The 14,778-nt window shown below is 57.5% G+C and carries 15 protein-coding genes; all 15 read right to left on the bottom strand.

The genetic code is table 11. The features are described from left to right. Positions 1-9: 9 nt before the first annotated feature. Positions 10-534 (bottom strand): biopolymer transporter ExbD, encoded by a 525-nt coding sequence (locus IIA05_06860; GenBank protein ID MCH9026818.1) that lies wholly within the window; start codon positions 532-534, stop codon positions 10-12. A gap of 11 nt (positions 535-545) precedes the next feature. Further along, positions 546-1,043: a biopolymer transporter ExbD gene (locus IIA05_06855; protein ID MCH9026817.1), complete on the bottom strand. Its 498-nt coding sequence runs from the start codon at positions 1,041-1,043 to the stop codon at positions 546-548. Continuing rightward, positions 1,040-1,690 (bottom strand): MotA/TolQ/ExbB proton channel family protein, encoded by a 651-nt coding sequence (locus tag IIA05_06850; protein MCH9026816.1) that lies wholly within the window; start codon positions 1,688-1,690, stop codon positions 1,040-1,042. Before IIA05_06850 ends, IIA05_06855 begins: the two co-directional genes overlap by 4 nt. A 46-nt stretch (positions 1,691-1,736) precedes the next feature. Continuing rightward, positions 1,737-2,198, bottom strand: a complete 462-nt coding sequence (locus tag IIA05_06845; protein ID MCH9026815.1) for a hypothetical protein — start codon at positions 2,196-2,198, stop codon at positions 1,737-1,739. Further along, entirely contained in the window at positions 2,195-2,797 is a 603-nt protein-coding gene (locus IIA05_06840; protein ID MCH9026814.1) for a tetratricopeptide repeat protein, read from the bottom strand. The genes IIA05_06845 and IIA05_06840 overlap by 4 nt, the downstream gene beginning before the upstream one ends. Next, on the bottom strand, positions 2,772-5,564 hold the full coding sequence (locus IIA05_06835) for a tetratricopeptide repeat protein (GenBank protein ID MCH9026813.1): 2,793 nt from the start codon (positions 5,562-5,564) through the stop codon (positions 2,772-2,774). Before IIA05_06835 ends, IIA05_06840 begins: the two co-directional genes overlap by 26 nt. Next, entirely contained in the window at positions 5,561-7,426 is a 1,866-nt protein-coding gene (locus IIA05_06830) for a hypothetical protein (protein ID MCH9026812.1), read from the bottom strand. Before IIA05_06830 ends, IIA05_06835 begins: the two co-directional genes overlap by 4 nt. Beyond that, on the bottom strand, positions 7,427-7,906 hold the full coding sequence (locus IIA05_06825; protein MCH9026811.1) for an AraC family transcriptional regulator: 480 nt from the start codon (positions 7,904-7,906) through the stop codon (positions 7,427-7,429). Positions 7,907-7,995: 89 nt separating this feature from the next. Further along, positions 7,996-9,042, bottom strand: a complete 1,047-nt coding sequence (locus IIA05_06820) for a DUF3570 domain-containing protein (GenBank protein ID MCH9026810.1) — start codon at positions 9,040-9,042, stop codon at positions 7,996-7,998. A 31-nt stretch (positions 9,043-9,073) separates the two neighbouring features. After that, positions 9,074-9,289, bottom strand: coding sequence for a DUF4266 domain-containing protein (locus IIA05_06815; GenBank protein MCH9026809.1), 216 nt, complete (start codon positions 9,287-9,289; stop codon positions 9,074-9,076). A 7-nt stretch (positions 9,290-9,296) separates the two neighbouring features. Then, positions 9,297-9,791, bottom strand: a complete 495-nt coding sequence (locus IIA05_06810) for a TlpA family protein disulfide reductase (GenBank protein ID MCH9026808.1) — start codon at positions 9,789-9,791, stop codon at positions 9,297-9,299. A 12-nt stretch (positions 9,792-9,803) separates the two neighbouring features. Further along, positions 9,804-10,484: an outer membrane beta-barrel domain-containing protein gene (locus IIA05_06805; GenBank protein ID MCH9026807.1), complete on the bottom strand. Its 681-nt coding sequence runs from the start codon at positions 10,482-10,484 to the stop codon at positions 9,804-9,806. 9 nt (positions 10,485-10,493) lie between these two features. After that, the gene (locus tag IIA05_06800; GenBank protein ID MCH9026806.1) at positions 10,494-11,225 is read right to left on the bottom strand and encodes an SH3 domain-containing protein; all 732 of its coding nucleotides are present in this window, start codon (positions 11,223-11,225) and stop codon (positions 10,494-10,496) included. A gap of 110 nt (positions 11,226-11,335) precedes the next feature. Beyond that, positions 11,336-11,854, bottom strand: a complete 519-nt coding sequence (locus IIA05_06795; GenBank protein MCH9026805.1) for a hypothetical protein — start codon at positions 11,852-11,854, stop codon at positions 11,336-11,338. Between the two features lie 33 nt (positions 11,855-11,887). After that, positions 11,888-14,755, bottom strand: coding sequence for a PD40 domain-containing protein (locus IIA05_06790; protein MCH9026804.1), 2,868 nt, complete (start codon positions 14,753-14,755; stop codon positions 11,888-11,890). Positions 14,756-14,778 lie beyond the last annotated feature (23 nt).

Genomic DNA, 14,778 nt, shown 5'->3' with positions numbered 1-14,778 from the left:
ATCCTTCTCCTAACCTGCCGTGGCGTCAGTTGCCGGCGTTACCGGCGACCGCTGCAAGACCGCCAGAGAAATTCGTCCATAGTCTGACTGGGTGCAGGTCGCCATCACTTTCTTGAGCAGACTGTAGGGGATTTCCTTGTCACCCATGATCGTGACTTCCCGTTTTGCGATGTCCGCAGCGAGGTCCTGACTGAGGAGTCGCTTGTTCTGATTCAACAGGGCGGTTTGTAGCGCCGGGATCAATAGTCCAGCGGTGTTCATGGCCTCATCGATCGTTGCCACGTGCCTCCCCTGGACCAGGATAGCGTGCTCGGTGACCAGCACGACCACTGTCTCGCGGGGTTTCTGCTCGGCGATGGATTCGGGCATCTGGATGTCTTTCACATTGGGCAATACCTGGACGTCTGAGGAATTGACCAGCAGGAAAAACACCAAAATGGTGAAAATATCCATCAATGACACCAGCTGCAATGTAACGGTGCGGTTGCGCCCGTGGTGTCTGCGCATTCGTTTGGCTCTTTTCGACTGTTCCATGTCGGGCTCCTTTACCTTGTACCCGGGGGTGCGTCGCCGATGGAAATATCAGGGAATAGCTCGGCCTGAACAAACCTTTCATTCTGCACCAGTTGTACAACCCGCACCGTGTCCATCACCTGGACCAGTGAATCGTAGGAAATGTCGGGTTCGAGCAACAAGGTCGCATCCAGCTTGTCCGGATATCGCGCCTTGACCTGCTGCAAATAGTCGCCTAATGCTTCCAGGTCGTACTCACCGTCTTTGCTGGCAAATACAGCAGCACGTCCGCTGTCGCGATCGCCAACTTCGATCCGGCCATCGCGAACAATAATCTCCAGTTGCAGCGATGCCTCTTGTTGCGGAGGCTCACTGTTTTCGCCGGGCAGGTTGAGTTCCAGCACGGCCATCCGGGAGAACACAGCGGTAATCAGCAGGAACGGAACCAACACCACCATCAGGTTCATGAAGGCGGTAACGTTGAGGTCGGCGGTTTCCCGCCGATGGTTCCTGTGACGGCGGCGAATCATGACGCGGACTCTGCGGCCGGCCTCTCAGATACCGTGTTGAGAAACTTGACTGTCGCCATTTCCAGGCTATCGACCAGCTCGTTGGTCTTGGTCTGCAAAACAGCGTGAATGAACAACAGTGGTATCGCGACCATCAGGCCAAGCGCGGTCGTATTCATCGCGACCGAAATGCTGGCCGACAACATGTCTGCTTTTTCGGCCGGGTTGGCGGCCGCCACGGCGGTGAATGCGTTGATCAGACCGATGATGGTGCCAAGCAGCCCCAGTAACGTTGCCAGGTTGGCGAAGGTCGCGAGGTAGTGCGTGCGTTTTTCCAGCCTGGGCATTTCTTCCATCAGGCTTTCTTCCATCGCTTTTTCGATGTCGTCCCGTCGGCGGGCGTTCTTTATCCGCCCCAGCCCGTAACTCAGGATGTTGCTGACTGCCGCCTTGGATTTGCTGCAAATCGTATAGGCCTGCTGATACTTGCCCTTGCTAAGCAATGGCTGCAACTGGTTCCAGACCCGGCGATTCACCATTCGCGATCGGGTCAGATAAACCCAGCGCTCGATGGCAATTCCCGCACCCAGGGCCATGACCAGAACGATCGGGTACATGAAGAGCCCGCCCTCCTGGAAGAAGCCGACTATAGTTCTGTAAACGTCCATTTTCCTATCTCCTCTTTGTGGTCACCTAAGAAGCAGCGAAATAAATCTATTTATCGCTTGCCTCACTTTGATTCAATGCATCGAAATAACGAAGCTGCCGCCGGAATTCCCCGCGGTCGATTGGCTGCAGGACATCGTCGAGCAGACTGTTCACCGGCTTACCCATCAGGTCGCCGGGATTGGCTTTTTTCCACGGCACGATATACAGCACGCGCGGCAACTCCGCGTTACCCGTGACTATGGTCGTCCTCAAAGTACCGCTTTCCGCGTCGTATACACCGGCGCTGGTATCGACCGCCGGGTTGATGTCATCCACATCATCTGCGGCCCCCTCTTCCTCGGCCCCTTCTTCCTCGGCCCCTTCTTCCTCGGCCCCTTCTTCCTCGGCAATAACCGGGCTTTCGTAGGCCGGCAGTTCTTCCGCCACGGGCAATTCCTGCGACCAGGCCAGCCCCATCGGCCAACCGGCAAACAAGACCAGACCGACCGTAATTCGCAAACTGGTCATGGAGACACCTGCGCGGTTTTTGTGGCGACCCGGCGTTCCAGTTCAATAATCCAGCGGCGGACCCGCTGGTCTTCATCGCCTTGCAGTTCCTGGTAGCGCTGGAAGTACACGAGGGCGCGTTCGGGCTGCTGCAGGTACAGATCGGCAAGCACTCCGTAGTTCAGATAGGCCAGGCTGTATTCGGGATCGAACCTGATGGCCTTTGCATAGGCCTGGTCTGCCTGCTCGAAGCGGCCATCCCTGCGCAAAAGAATGCCGAGGTGGTTGTAGGCAACTGCGCTGCGCGGGTCCAGCTCCAGGGCGCGGTTCAATGCTTCCTCGGCCCGGTTGTAATGTTGAGTTTGCGAGTAAATGATCGACAGATTGATCCACGGCCCGGCAGACCGACGGTAACGTTTTGTCAGGCGCAGCAGGATGGTTTCGGCGGCCTCGAGGTGACCGCTATCCATCAAGGCCAGCGCTTCTTCGTACGCTGCGGGGTTATCGCTCCTGGTCGAACTCGAAGACCAGCCATGCGGCAGCGTCGAGCAAGCGGTGAGCATGACCGACACCAGCAGACCGGGTAGCAAGCCCCTACATTGTGTTGATATAGTCTTCACTGATTTCCGCCTTCGCATATCGTGCCGGCGAGAGTTTCGCCAGTTCCTCGAAACTGGCGCGCACCCATTCGTTGTAAAATCCGCTGGCCGCCCTCACCGTGTTCGCCTGGTGAATTTCGATTGCCTGTTCTTCAAACGGGTATGCCTGTTCCTCGAGCAAGATGTCGTACTGCTCAATCTCCTCTGCGCTCAGCTCGTTCGGCCTTTCCGAATCCATCAGATCCCGGCTTAGCTGGTGATAAATTTCTGCAATTTGAAATGTTGCCTCCGTTGTCACTTCGGCGATCCCGTAGTCAGCGGCCGCCGCATAAGCCACCAAAGCCTGCTCCATGAAATTCTTTTTCATCGCCAGGCTGTCCTTTAACGGAATTTTCAGCTTGATGGCGACAAACGAAGTCAATTTTGGCTGCGCCAGGGTGAGCGACGCCTTCGCAGCGACGGTACGGCTGTAGTCACTGCGCGTTTCGCCAGCCGCGGCATCGGCGGCAACGATTGCCTGTAACCACGAGATCCGTTCTTTGTCGTCAGCTCGACCGGCGTGATAGGCAACCAGTTTTTCACGCAGTTGCATCGAATCGTCGATCGGTGACGGGTGGCGTTTGATAAATTCCTGCCAGACTTCAGCCGCATCATCGGCAGCCGCATGACTTTCCAGCAACTCGGCGGTATGCCACAGTGCCTCGCGCCTGACATCGGCGCGTTCTGTTTCGTCGTCTGCAATACGCCGGTACTCAGTCGCGGCCGCCAGTCCCTGCCCCGATTTTTCGTAGCTTTGCGCCAGGCTGCGTCCGATATCGGTGATTGACTCGTGGTCGGGATACTTGCGGCGAAAGTCTTCCAGTGCGGGCGCGGCCCGATGCCAGTCTTCCATCGCCAGTAAAGCCGCGGCTGCGTCGTAATCAGCGGTCACCACGATCTTCGATTTGGGCGCCATTTCGCCGACTCTTGCAAAGTGCATGACGGCCATTTCCATATCGCCGCCGGCGCGCTCGATTTCACCCTGCTTGTAAACAGAAGAGGCAATCCGCTCTTCGAGATCAGGCAGGCCAGGATGATCGGCTGGCGTCAGACCGCGTACCTTGAGGTAGGCGACTTCTGCCGCCATATAATTGTTCAGGTCGAAGTTGCTGTGGCCATCCACGGTCCAGGCGACGCGCTGCAGCTCATCGGGCGCGTCCGGATCGCCCAGCACCGGCTGTGCGGCTGCCAGTGCACCCTGTAATTCGCCGAGTTCGTACAAGGCTTCGGCTGCCTGTGTCTGCACGGGCAGGCTTTCCGGGTGTCCCGGGAACCGCCCGGCAAAGCGCAATGCGGAATCGATTCCCATCAGATGCCAATCGGCACGAGCCTCACCTTCTAAAGACGGCTCATGGGCCTGGTATGCCAGGACCGCGGCGTATGCCGCTTCCGCCGCATGCGGCGACAACGGATAGGAATACGCGGCGCGTTCGTACTCGATCGCCGAATCTGCGTACTCACCGGATTCGAATAGTATCTCGGCCAGCAGGAAGTTGGCTTCTGCAGCGGCCGGATCATCCGGGAAAGCGCGGATCAGGCGGCGATAATAATCCGCGGCGAGAGCATAGGATTCCGGTTCTTCGGCAGCCTGCGATACTGCGTGGTAATGGGTTGCGAGATCATCGAGATGCTCCTGCAACAGACCAGTCACTTCGATTCGGGACTGCCACTCGTGTCGAGTCCAGTACGCGCTGTCCACATCGTATTCGTCCACAAACTCCTGTTTGGCCAGCAAAACCAGGGACGGGAAATCGCCTGCTTTGTAAGTTTCGATCACCCGCGTCCGCATCAATGGCGCCAATTCGTGCATTGGCCGGTTTACCGCAAAGGAACGATAGCTTGCGGCCGCGTCCTGGTAACGTTCCTTTTCCAGGTACAAGTCGCCAAGACCCTGGTAAAGACGGTAGACATAAACCGGCGGCGTATCGCCCGCGATCCTGCGGTCCAGTGTCGCGGGTCCTTCGAGATAGGAAATACTGATGCTGCTGACGCGGAACGTGTCGTCTATCAGCTCACGCTCCGGGCGGGTCATGAATTCGGTCGATATCAGCTCACCGTTTCGATCGACCAGGCGACGATCGAGCAACTCGAAAAACGCATCCAGGCCGCCTTCGTACTCGCCCTGCTTGAACATCGACCAGCCGAGTTTGTACAGGGACTGTTCGTAATAGCGAGACTCATCGTCACGGGCGACCACACCGGCATAGGCTCGCTGTGCCGGGTAATACTGCTTGGCGACAAAAAGTATTTCGCCGCGGCGGAACTGCGCCTCGATCACCATCGGCGAATCGGGATACCGGTTGACCAGTTGGTCAAGCGTGGTCAGCGCCTTCTCCGTCTGGTTGGTGTTTTCGTACGCCCGGGCAAGCTGGTAGAGGATACGATCGTTACCCGGGGCTGTCGGATTCTGCTTCAGCAGGGACTCGTAAAGATGCACCGCATCGCGGTACTCGATGCCCTGCAACATCGCCAGGTCACCCTCGATCATCCGCTCCTCGCCGGCCTCAAGCTGCAGATCGGCCAGCCTGCGCATGGCCTCGGCACGTAACTCCGGAGCATCCGGATAAAGCCGCAGGAATTCGCGATAGTTCTGGATCGCGCTCTGCCCGCTCGCGTCGGGGTTGTCCTTTTCAACCAGCACCGGCTTTTGCCGATCGAGGCTGTCGATAGTCCTGACATCCGCATCGTCGTTCTTGTCGCCAAACGGCCACAGCGACAAACCCGCGATCACTATCCAGGCGGCGTTCATGGCGAAAGCCCCTGTGTCGTCGCACGATCATAAATGGTCGCCAGGGCGAATCGTGCCTGCACGCGATAGGTGTGCAAGCGACCTTTCTGCGCTTCCAGCTCGGTGACCGCCAGCGACTGCAAAAACTCCTGCTGTTTTGCAGCAACGATTGCAGCCTGCTTGATCAACGCTCGCAGCCGCGGCCGCAAGCTACCGATGGTATGCCGATAGCGGATGAATTTGACGGGCATTTCCGTTCGCGCCCGGGAAACTTTCGCGCTGCGTTGCCGCGCGTCCTGCATGGCAATATCAAGATCGTTCAGGGTTTTCTTTTGACGCCACAACCGCTCTTTGAATCTCGCTTCCAGCCGCCAGCGCAGCACCCCGGACAACAGACGCCGTTTTTTGCGCAAATCGCTGGTTTCCGCGCCAAACGGCAGATGGTTGAGTTTCTTTTCGACCAATCGCAAGCGATGGTGCTGGCTTTGCTCGGCGGCGCTGGCCAGCGCCAGGTAGTCGCTGTTTTCATCGATTCTGGAAATCCTGGCCGCAAACTCAAGCTGCCGCCTTGCCAGCGAATCCAGATCGACTTCATCGATCGCGCGGACCACCGCGGGTTCACGCTGCGCGTAGGCGAGCTCACGGGTGTCCAGCATGTCGTCAAACGCAGCCAGGCTCTGCAACCACTGCCCCAGGTTGTATTGCAGGAAACGCAGATCGCGATAATTTCTCAGCCCTTCCTGGAAACGATGGCTGGCGACGAGCAAATACAGGTAGCGACTCTCGTTGCTGTCCGGGATCGTCTGCAGCCGCCAGCTCCAGCCCGGATCGGTCAGCTCATCGCCTTGCAGCAGCTGGTCGAGAAACTCGCCCGAACGCATGCGCGCGATTGCCTGGTCCAGTTGATCGGTCTCCCTGGCATAGGCCTGAATTGCACTCAGATAGGCATCGGCCGCGTGCCGGTTCGCCTGCAATTTTCCCAGCGCATAAGGCACCGCCAGTAAGGATTCCAGCACCGCCGGGTCGAGCAGACGATGATCTTGCAACGCACGCCAGGGAACCAGCGCCCGCTGGTAGTCCTCGGCCAGGATGTCGGCCCAGCCCGCACCCAGTAACGCCTTGTTGGAAAATGGCCCGGACAGGCGGACCCTGCCGAGCACTTTCCGTGCGGCCTGGGCTTGTTGATCCTGGATCAGCGCGAAGCCCAGTGCGAGATTGGCACGATCTCTCAATGCGAGCATTTCCAGATCGGTGGTACGGATGCGCCCGACCTGCTCAAGCTGGCGAGTGGCCTCGCTCAGCCTGCCCTGGCGTACCAGGGCCACGCCCAGGTTGTAGCGGGCGAAGTTCGCCAGATCGCCATCGCTCCGCCAATCATCCAGCAGGCGGGAGGCGGCATTGAAATCATCGCGCGCCATCATGACCTGAGCCCTGAGCATCATGTGGCGCTCCTGCATGTGCTCCGGCAAGGGTGCGCGTATGCGAGCCAGCGCGGTCTCGGCGCGTTCGTAATAACCGCGCTGGAACCAGACCCGGGCAAGAAAATACCAGGCCCTGTCCTTGACTGACTGGGGCGCCTTGCGATCGAGCAAGCGATTGAAAATCTCGCCGGCATCGCGGTGCAGACCGTATGACAGCATCATGCCACCACGCAACAACTCGGCGTCATCGTCATGCTCGTCCAACTCGCCCCGATACTGTGCCGCCATCAGCCGGGTCAGGGCCGGGAAATAATCATCCTGGTAGAAATAAAACAACACTTCACCAAACGGCAGATCCCGAACCGGGCCTATAGCCAGGGAATCCTCATCCGCATGCAGCTGCGCCGCGCCGGCAAGGCACAGCGTAATTGCGATCAAAAACCGGTGACAGCGTCTCTTCATCTACTCCCATTCCTCGATCAAAAACTCCGGCTGCAGATTGCGTTGCCGGTCGCTGATTTTCAGTTCGACAAACTTCGCCCCCACGCCTTTTTCGAATTGCAAACTGGCCCCCCGGCGGTAATCGCGGTCGTGCGTTCCTTGACCGGTGAAAAAGGCGACCAGCTCATGTTTGCCGGTACGCAGATTGCCCAGGTAAATACGGTGAACGCCGCCGTTTAACAGCGCCTTCGATTCGCGTTCGGTATACAGGTAGTTGGAGACTTCCTTGTCGTCCAACTTGATCTGTACGGAGTCGAGGCTGAAAAAAGTACCGACATCCATGGATACGAATATCGCGACCTGGGTGTTCGCCGGAAAAAGCAGTTCTTCCTCGAGGATGAACAGATCGCGATTGAGCGCCAGCACCTCCTGCTTGAGATCCTGTATGTCCTCGTCGAGACTACGAAACTCTCCGCTGTCGCCGCTGTTGACCGCGGCCAGTTGTTCCTGCGCCGAGCTTGTGACGGGCATGCCCAGCATCAATACCAGGGTTAGCAAGAAATGGTTTGCAGAATTTCTACTGTTCATAATCAATACCAGGCAGAAAAAAACAACTGGAAGACATTCGCGTTGAACTTATAGAGCTCGCCGCTGCGAACATCGCTAAAATTGTCATAGTTAAAATGGATACGGTCGAACATCAGCGTTACCTTGCCTTTTGCCAACCGTCCCCGGTCGCGGAACAACTCATAACTGACTCGCCCGCCAATCGAGGCGCTGGTAAAATCACTCAGTTCCTTGTCGCGCGCCATGTAGCGAAATTCCTGGGCAAAGTTATCGCTGTAAAAATTGGCGGCGGTTTGAGTGTAAAAACGACCCCCCAACCCAATCTCGGTTTTTTCGCTGAGGCGGCGCGAAAATACGAGTTCGATGTTGTTCGCGGTAATACCCCAGGTGTCGTCATAAAAACGGTATTTCAATTGCGTCACAAAACTGCGGTCGCCCCAGTACTTGCTGGCCTGAATGCCAAGCGCGTTGCTGGTCCTGGTCCGTGGGTAGCGTTCCTGGACCGATGCTCCCAGTACCCGCGCCGAGCGATAGGGGTTATTCAGGAAACCTTCCTCTGAAATGCCTTCGTAGCTGAGCGCGGCAACCAGGGTGGGGGACAGGACCTGGGTCCAGCCCAGCCGGTACTGGAAACGGTCGACAGTGTCTTCGAACGAGGTGTCGACACGCATAACCGTATCGTCGCCGCGGCTAAACCCCATCGCGAGCGTACTCATGCCACCGAAGAAATCATGACTGAGCCCGACATCCAGTGTCTTGGCTTCGTAGTCGCTCTCATCACTTTGCGTGTAGGAAATACTCATCAAGGTATCGCCATAGAGATAATCGAACCCCAGCCCGAACTGGTTGCGTTTTTCGGTGTAGGCGCTGGCGTTGGTCACCACGTCGATCGAGGCGCCGCTGATGCTGTCCACGTAGTAACTGGCGTTGAATGAATATTTCTCTGCGAAATTTTTACGAACCAGCAGCGCCGGTCCCTGTACATCTATGCCGCCACCACTGTAATAGTGGTAAAGCGCGTCGGCCCGTTCCTCCGGCAATGCGGCCGCAACGACAGGCCCGGCGACCATGGCGGTAAACAGCAAGACCAGTATCCTTTCGCTAATTGCAGCCACAACCGCCTCCGTGCGACTGTCCGGCGCCGCGAGCGCCTTCGCGAACTTCAAAAACGTGCGTTCTGGCGCTGTCGGCCAGCGGATCCTGATTAAACGACATCAGCGGATCAGCCAGAGCTTCGCGCTCGTACGGCCGGACCCACGGCTGCACGGCGCAGGCGCCAAGCAACAGGACAATCAGCAATAAAGTCAGTTTCCTCATGCCCGCGTTACTCTCTCAGCAATTCACGTATTTCATCGACATAACTTTGCTCATACCCGGATCTGTAACCATGGTGGATGTAGCGGACGATGCCCGACCGGTCGATCAGCAGGGTCGCCGGCATCGCGTCGACGTCGTACAGGCGGCTGACATGCTTGCGTTCATCCAGCAACACCGGAAAACTTATGCCAAGCACACTTACCATCTTGATCGCGCTGCGCTGGTCGTCGTCGATGTTGACGCCGAGCACGCGGAAACCCACTTTCTCATAGCGCTGATATAGTTCATCGAGCAAAGGCATCTCCTGCCGGCAGGGGCCGCACCAGGTTGCCCAGAAGTTGATCATGACGACCTCACCCCGGAACTCACTGAGCCGCAAGTTTTCGCCAGCAAGGCTCTTCAGCGCGAAGTCAGGCGCGGGTTGCCCCACCAGGCCGGTCATACCGGAAGCGCTGGCGAGCGGCAGCAACAAGCTAATCAGCAATATTTTCATTCCACGCATCGAGCCACTCCTTTAAAAGAACACGCTGAATCCAAGATTGAATTCCAGGTTGTGTTTGTACTCGTTGGTGCCCAGTAAATCGGCCTCAAAAATGTTGTCCTTTGCCTCGATTCGCAGGGCCAGGTAATCCCGCGGCAGCACACGCAGCCCGAAGCCGATGCTGTAAGTCAGATCGTCTTCCCCGATAAACTCGGTATTGCCGACCCCAAAAATGAAATACATGCTGCTGGTCATTGCCCATTTGGTGCCGACGAACACTTCGCCGGGCAGGAAGTTGTAGCCGAGAGAAAAGCTGTAAAAAGTCAGGTCTTCTTTTTCGTTCGGAAATATCGGCAGACCGATGTTCCGGAAATTGGTATCCGTAACCGTCGATCTCGCATAGGCGCCTTCCAGGAAAAAATCCTCGCTGACGTGATAGGCCGCGCGTACGCCATAAATGGCTCGCGAACCAAAATCGTCCACACTGAGCACGCCGGCATAAAGGCCGATCTCCCAGTTCTCCGTGTCGATTTTTGGCACGGCGATCTCGCGCCGTTCCACAGCCGGAGCGATTACCTGGCCCGGCGCCTCTTCGAGCGGCAATTCCTGCGCCCCCTGATCGTTTCCCCGGCCCGGAAGCAGGCTGCATCCGGTGGCCAGGAAGCTGGTCAAAAATAACAGTACCGGTATTTTGCAGAATCCTTGATCAAACATTGCCTCGCCTCAGAAAAAAAATGAAAAACCCGTCATCCATTGCTGAAATTCCTCGTTCCGGTCCGCATCTATCATTACGACGTAGTCTTTGAAGTCGGCCCTGACAATGAATCGCCGGGTCAGGTAGATACGCAGGCCGACGCCGACTACCGCCGTTGTCGCGCTGGTATCCACCGCGTTTACCAGCGTGGCCTTGGGTTCATTCCTGAAGTGGCCGAAGCCAAGGTTGAAATACGGTGAGAAACGGTTGTCGCTGTAAGGTGCAATCTGCACATTGAGGTCGGCTATTCTGGAACTGGAAAAAACACCCGATACCTGGCTCAGGTTAAATTCGCCGATGATAAAATTGTTGAACCGGTAACTGGCGCGCACCGTTAGCGATGGGTCACCGTCAAAACGGCCAGCCGCAAAGCCTATCTCGAGACGGCGGCTCAGATAGTCGTCCATCAGGACATCGCGAAAGTTTTTCGTTACGCCCGCTTCTGTCAGCGTTTTTTCCATCTGACTTCTGTGCACCCATCCTTCCTTGCCTTGTCCGCTCCTGATCTTGAACCAGTCCGTCTTGCGCTTGAGTATCTCCACCCATTCGCCGCGCTCGACGACCTGGACAGCCGGGAAACCACGCCCCGGCCCCGTATGCAGATCCATATATGGATCCTGCACCTGGACCCGCTGATAGGCGGCAGCGCCCATCACCAGCGGAATCAGCAGCAGCAGGCAGACGAGCCGAATCGCATTCATCGGTTTTCCAGTGTCATTAACGATTTCAAGCTCCATTTCCTCATTAATGCCTGGCTCGTTCCGTTACCCGCCTCACAGTTTTTTACATAAGGATCGACCACCGCCCCGGTTCAAAACCCGCAACTGGCCAGTGCAACGGCCGTGCAGACACCGCAACTCGATGAGTTCCGGTCATCCACGCGTGTCGATATCCAGCTAAAAATTGCCTGGTAGCACAGATCGGCGGAGTCCGGAAAAATATCGCCGCCGGTATGCGTGCCGCTGATCGAGGACACGCCCTGTAGCGGCTCAAGCAGAAGTTTGCTCTGTGCCGGGTTATCCAGGTTGGCAAAAGACTTCGCCGCAAAAAAATTCGCCAGCATCTCGGTCGATCCTGGCTGTGCATTGGCAAAAATCTTGAAAGCGCCACCCGAACCGGCGGCCTGGTTGTGGCAACCACTGGCCGAGCAGGTAACCAGCCCCACGCTGCCATTCAGTGTTCCGTCAAAAATCGGATTGACGCAGACCTCGAAATCGGCAATGCAAAGCGATTGCGCCACCTGTGCCTGCTCCTCGTTCTCCACCTCATTACAGGCGACGACCGACACGAGCAGGCCCACTGCGATTAAAAACCTCAATTTAGCAATCACCAATCAATCTCCAGGACGTTTTTCCGCGCCTGCTCATGGAATACAAACGCCACCCGAAACCCAGTTGAAAATGGTCTGATAATCGGGGTCGGCAATGTTCAACACCGTGATATCGTCAGCGAGCGGATCAGCAGGATCGTCGACAACATTTGGATCGTCGATGCGCGGATGCGGCGGATTGGCAAGCTCGTCGCTGACCGGTCGTTTGAGCAAGCTGCTTTGTTCCGGCATGCAAACGTTTTCGACCATGCTGACGGTAATGTTGAAATCGCCTTCCTGGCTGCCGGTCAGCACGAAGCGATTGGGGATAAACCCGGGATTTTGCGGGTCGGATGGCGTGCCATTGCCGGTGAACGGCTGGTGGCAAGCGGCACAATGCGCCATCAGGATCGGGTGGACCTGTGCGTTGAACTCGCTTTCGCTAAGACCCCGCACTCCGCCACGAACCTCGCTGAGACTGTTAAAACCGTCTCCATTCGCATCGTCGAATGGGTTGTTGTAATACTGCGCACCAACATCTATCCACTCGGCCATCAGGCGCCGTTCGGACGCATTCATCATGCCGCTGTGGTCAACAGTCGTCGCCACCAGGTCCTTGCCTGCGCGCAGCTCCTGTTCATAGATTTTTTCTACCAGGTGGCTGGTCCGCGAACTCTGGCGAGGGGATCCGGTCGCTACCAGCGGTGCCTGGCGCACGACTTCAATCTCGCCATCTCTGACCCGCAGGACCGGTAGACCGGTAGCCGGATCGATGACCGGATCGCCAATCAGCAGTTCCTCGTAGGACAACAAACGGCCATTGCCTGCCGAGAGGCTGCGAAGATCCAGGCCGACCGATACCGGGTCGCCCACCAGGTTGCTGTTGTGACAGGCGGTACAAGTATCGGCACCGCGGTCTTTGGTCCACAACGGGGCAATATGGTCCGGATAATTGATCAGTCCGCTCACCGGGGCCGGCGTGGTAAGCCCAGCGTAATTCAGCACCAGGTCCGGATCCGGCGTCCGGATCGCCGGGTCGGTCCAGACATCCTGGAAAACCATATCGGCGATCAGGTCCATTACCTGCGGATCCAGGCGGGTACGGGTTTCGGCCATCGATTCGCCGGATTGCGCTGCCAGCAAGGTATTGGGATGGTCGCCGGCGATCGGTGCGGAATTGATCGCGCCGCCACGGCGCGGGGAGTGGCAGCCATTGCAGGTGCGGGTTTCGCCGGGGCGAACCTGCAGCCAGTTGGTATGTGTCTGAAACGCGCGGCCATTGGAATCCACGACTGCAACGCCCAGGGCAATGTCAGCCGGTACCTTGAAGCGGAACGAGCCATCGGGCTCCTCAACCCCGTAACCAACGATGCGTTGCATCTCCATGTCGGTCTCGCCAATGGCATCCATCGATATACCGCGCGGCGTGGACACGGCGCGGGTAATCCGTATAAAACGGCCGACCCGGCCGGCGGCCGTGGTCAGCAGCGGGTCCTTGATGGTTGCCAGGTCCGCAACCATGGAACGTGAATCCCCGGGCGGCGCCGCTATCATCGGGATAGTTTCGCCAGCAATCAGCATGCTCGCGCCCATCAGGTCCTGGCCATCGGTGTCATAAACGCTCTTGACGTTGATGATGCCCATGCCCTGGGCTGCCAGGGCGGCATCCAGCGGTTTGTCGGCAATCGTGTTTGGCGCGGCGCGTGGCTGCAATGGAATCGCGTCGGTATAGGCCACGCCGTCGGGCGGCAAGGCGATCGGACGCATCGAATTGGTGTCCATGTCCAGCATGTAAATGCCGTAAAGCGGATCGCCTTCAACCTCAATTTCCACACCGGAAAAGGGATCGGTCTCCATTTCGGGGCGCAACGGCGACCAGCTAACCAGCGCACGGTTGGTGCCGTCCCAAAGCGGAAACGGCGTCGTGAAGCGTCCGTTTTCGGATACGTCATCGCCAAATTCGATCGGCAATGGCGTTACTTCAACTTGGCCGACTGCGCCGGCGGGCGCCCCAGGCGCAGGCTCGTTGAACTCGGAAAAATTACGGATATCGACGGCGACAACGGCGCCGCCTTCAAAGGTCCCGGACAGCGGCATCAGCGAAGTCATGACCCGCCCGTCAGGCATTTCACGCGGGTGCAGCATGCTGTTTCCGGGACTGAATGCACCGTACTGGATAAAAATGTTGGTGCCATCGGGGTTGGTGAAGAAAATCGGGAAATGGTTGCGATTACCGACATGATCCCAGCGCGAGAACATGATTTCTCCAGTGACCAGGACCGTCGGGTTGCGGTCGTGGCTCTGGTTAAATGAAATCTGGTGAATATCGCTGCCATCGCCATTCATGACGTGCAGGACGATCGAGCGTTCGCGTTCGTACTCGTCGAGAAACGCGTATTGCTCGGTATTCTCGGCAGTCAGGATCTGGCGCGATTTTTCCTGGCGATTGGAACTGAACACGATTCGACCGTCAGGCAGATAAGCCGGGTCGACATCGTCACCGTCGTTGGCGACAAGATCGTCGCTGACGATACGGGTCAGCGCAGCGGTAGCCATTTCGTATTCGAAAATACTCCAGGTCGGGTCATTGGGCCCGCGCATGGAGAACAGCACGCGCTCGCCATCGAAAGACACTTCCGGGTCCGAGACATCGCCGGCGCCCAGCGTGTATGCCTCAGTCAGATTGGTCATCGTCGCGCTCGGCGAGGAAAGGTCCATGCTCATCAAATCGCCGCCGGCCTGAAAAATAATGCCATCGGTCGGGTTGCCGACCGCGCCGACGCCGCGTTGCACGAAAACGATCGCCAGGGCGCCTTCGACGACAACCTCTTCCCTGGTGCTATCGCCACAGCTGCTGAGCAATAAAGCGACCGCCGCAAGAATCAAAACTCCGGCTGACTTTTGCCTGTTTACTTTGTCCATATCCGTACCCGTCCCGTCGATGT

The organism is Pseudomonadota bacterium (assembly GCA_022572885.1).
GTDB lineage: Bacteria > Pseudomonadota > Gammaproteobacteria > Steroidobacterales > MnTg04 > MnTg04.
This window is presented reverse-complemented; position numbering and strand designations above follow the sequence as displayed.

What these genes read in the sequence shown, in the direction of transcription:
- IIA05_06860 (MCH9026818.1), bottom strand. Translation starts at nt 534, where the DNA reads ATGGAACAGTCGAAAAGAGCCAAACGAATGCGCAGACACCACGGGCGC.
- IIA05_06820 (MCH9026810.1), bottom strand. Translation starts at nt 9,042, where the DNA reads ATGGTCGCCGGGCCTGTCGTTGCGGCCGCATTGCCGGAGGAACGGGCC.
- IIA05_06855 (MCH9026817.1), bottom strand. Translation starts at nt 1,043, where the DNA reads ATGATTCGCCGCCGTCACAGGAACCATCGGCGGGAAACCGCCGACCTC.
- IIA05_06805 (MCH9026807.1), bottom strand. Translation starts at nt 10,484, where the DNA reads ATGTTTGATCAAGGATTCTGCAAAATACCGGTACTGTTATTTTTGACC.
- IIA05_06850 (MCH9026816.1), bottom strand. Translation starts at nt 1,690, where the DNA reads ATGGACGTTTACAGAACTATAGTCGGCTTCTTCCAGGAGGGCGGGCTC.
- IIA05_06835 (MCH9026813.1), bottom strand. Translation starts at nt 5,564, where the DNA reads ATGAACGCCGCCTGGATAGTGATCGCGGGTTTGTCGCTGTGGCCGTTT.
- IIA05_06800 (MCH9026806.1), bottom strand. Translation starts at nt 11,225, where the DNA reads ATGAATGCGATTCGGCTCGTCTGCCTGCTGCTGCTGATTCCGCTGGTG.
- IIA05_06830 (MCH9026812.1), bottom strand. Translation starts at nt 7,426, where the DNA reads ATGAAGAGACGCTGTCACCGGTTTTTGATCGCAATTACGCTGTGCCTT.
- IIA05_06845 (MCH9026815.1), bottom strand. Translation starts at nt 2,198, where the DNA reads ATGACCAGTTTGCGAATTACGGTCGGTCTGGTCTTGTTTGCCGGTTGG.
- IIA05_06790 (MCH9026804.1), bottom strand. Translation starts at nt 14,755, where the DNA reads ATGGACAAAGTAAACAGGCAAAAGTCAGCCGGAGTTTTGATTCTTGCG.
- IIA05_06810 (MCH9026808.1), bottom strand. Translation starts at nt 9,791, where the DNA reads ATGCGTGGAATGAAAATATTGCTGATTAGCTTGTTGCTGCCGCTCGCC.
- IIA05_06815 (MCH9026809.1), bottom strand. Translation starts at nt 9,289, where the DNA reads ATGAGGAAACTGACTTTATTGCTGATTGTCCTGTTGCTTGGCGCCTGC.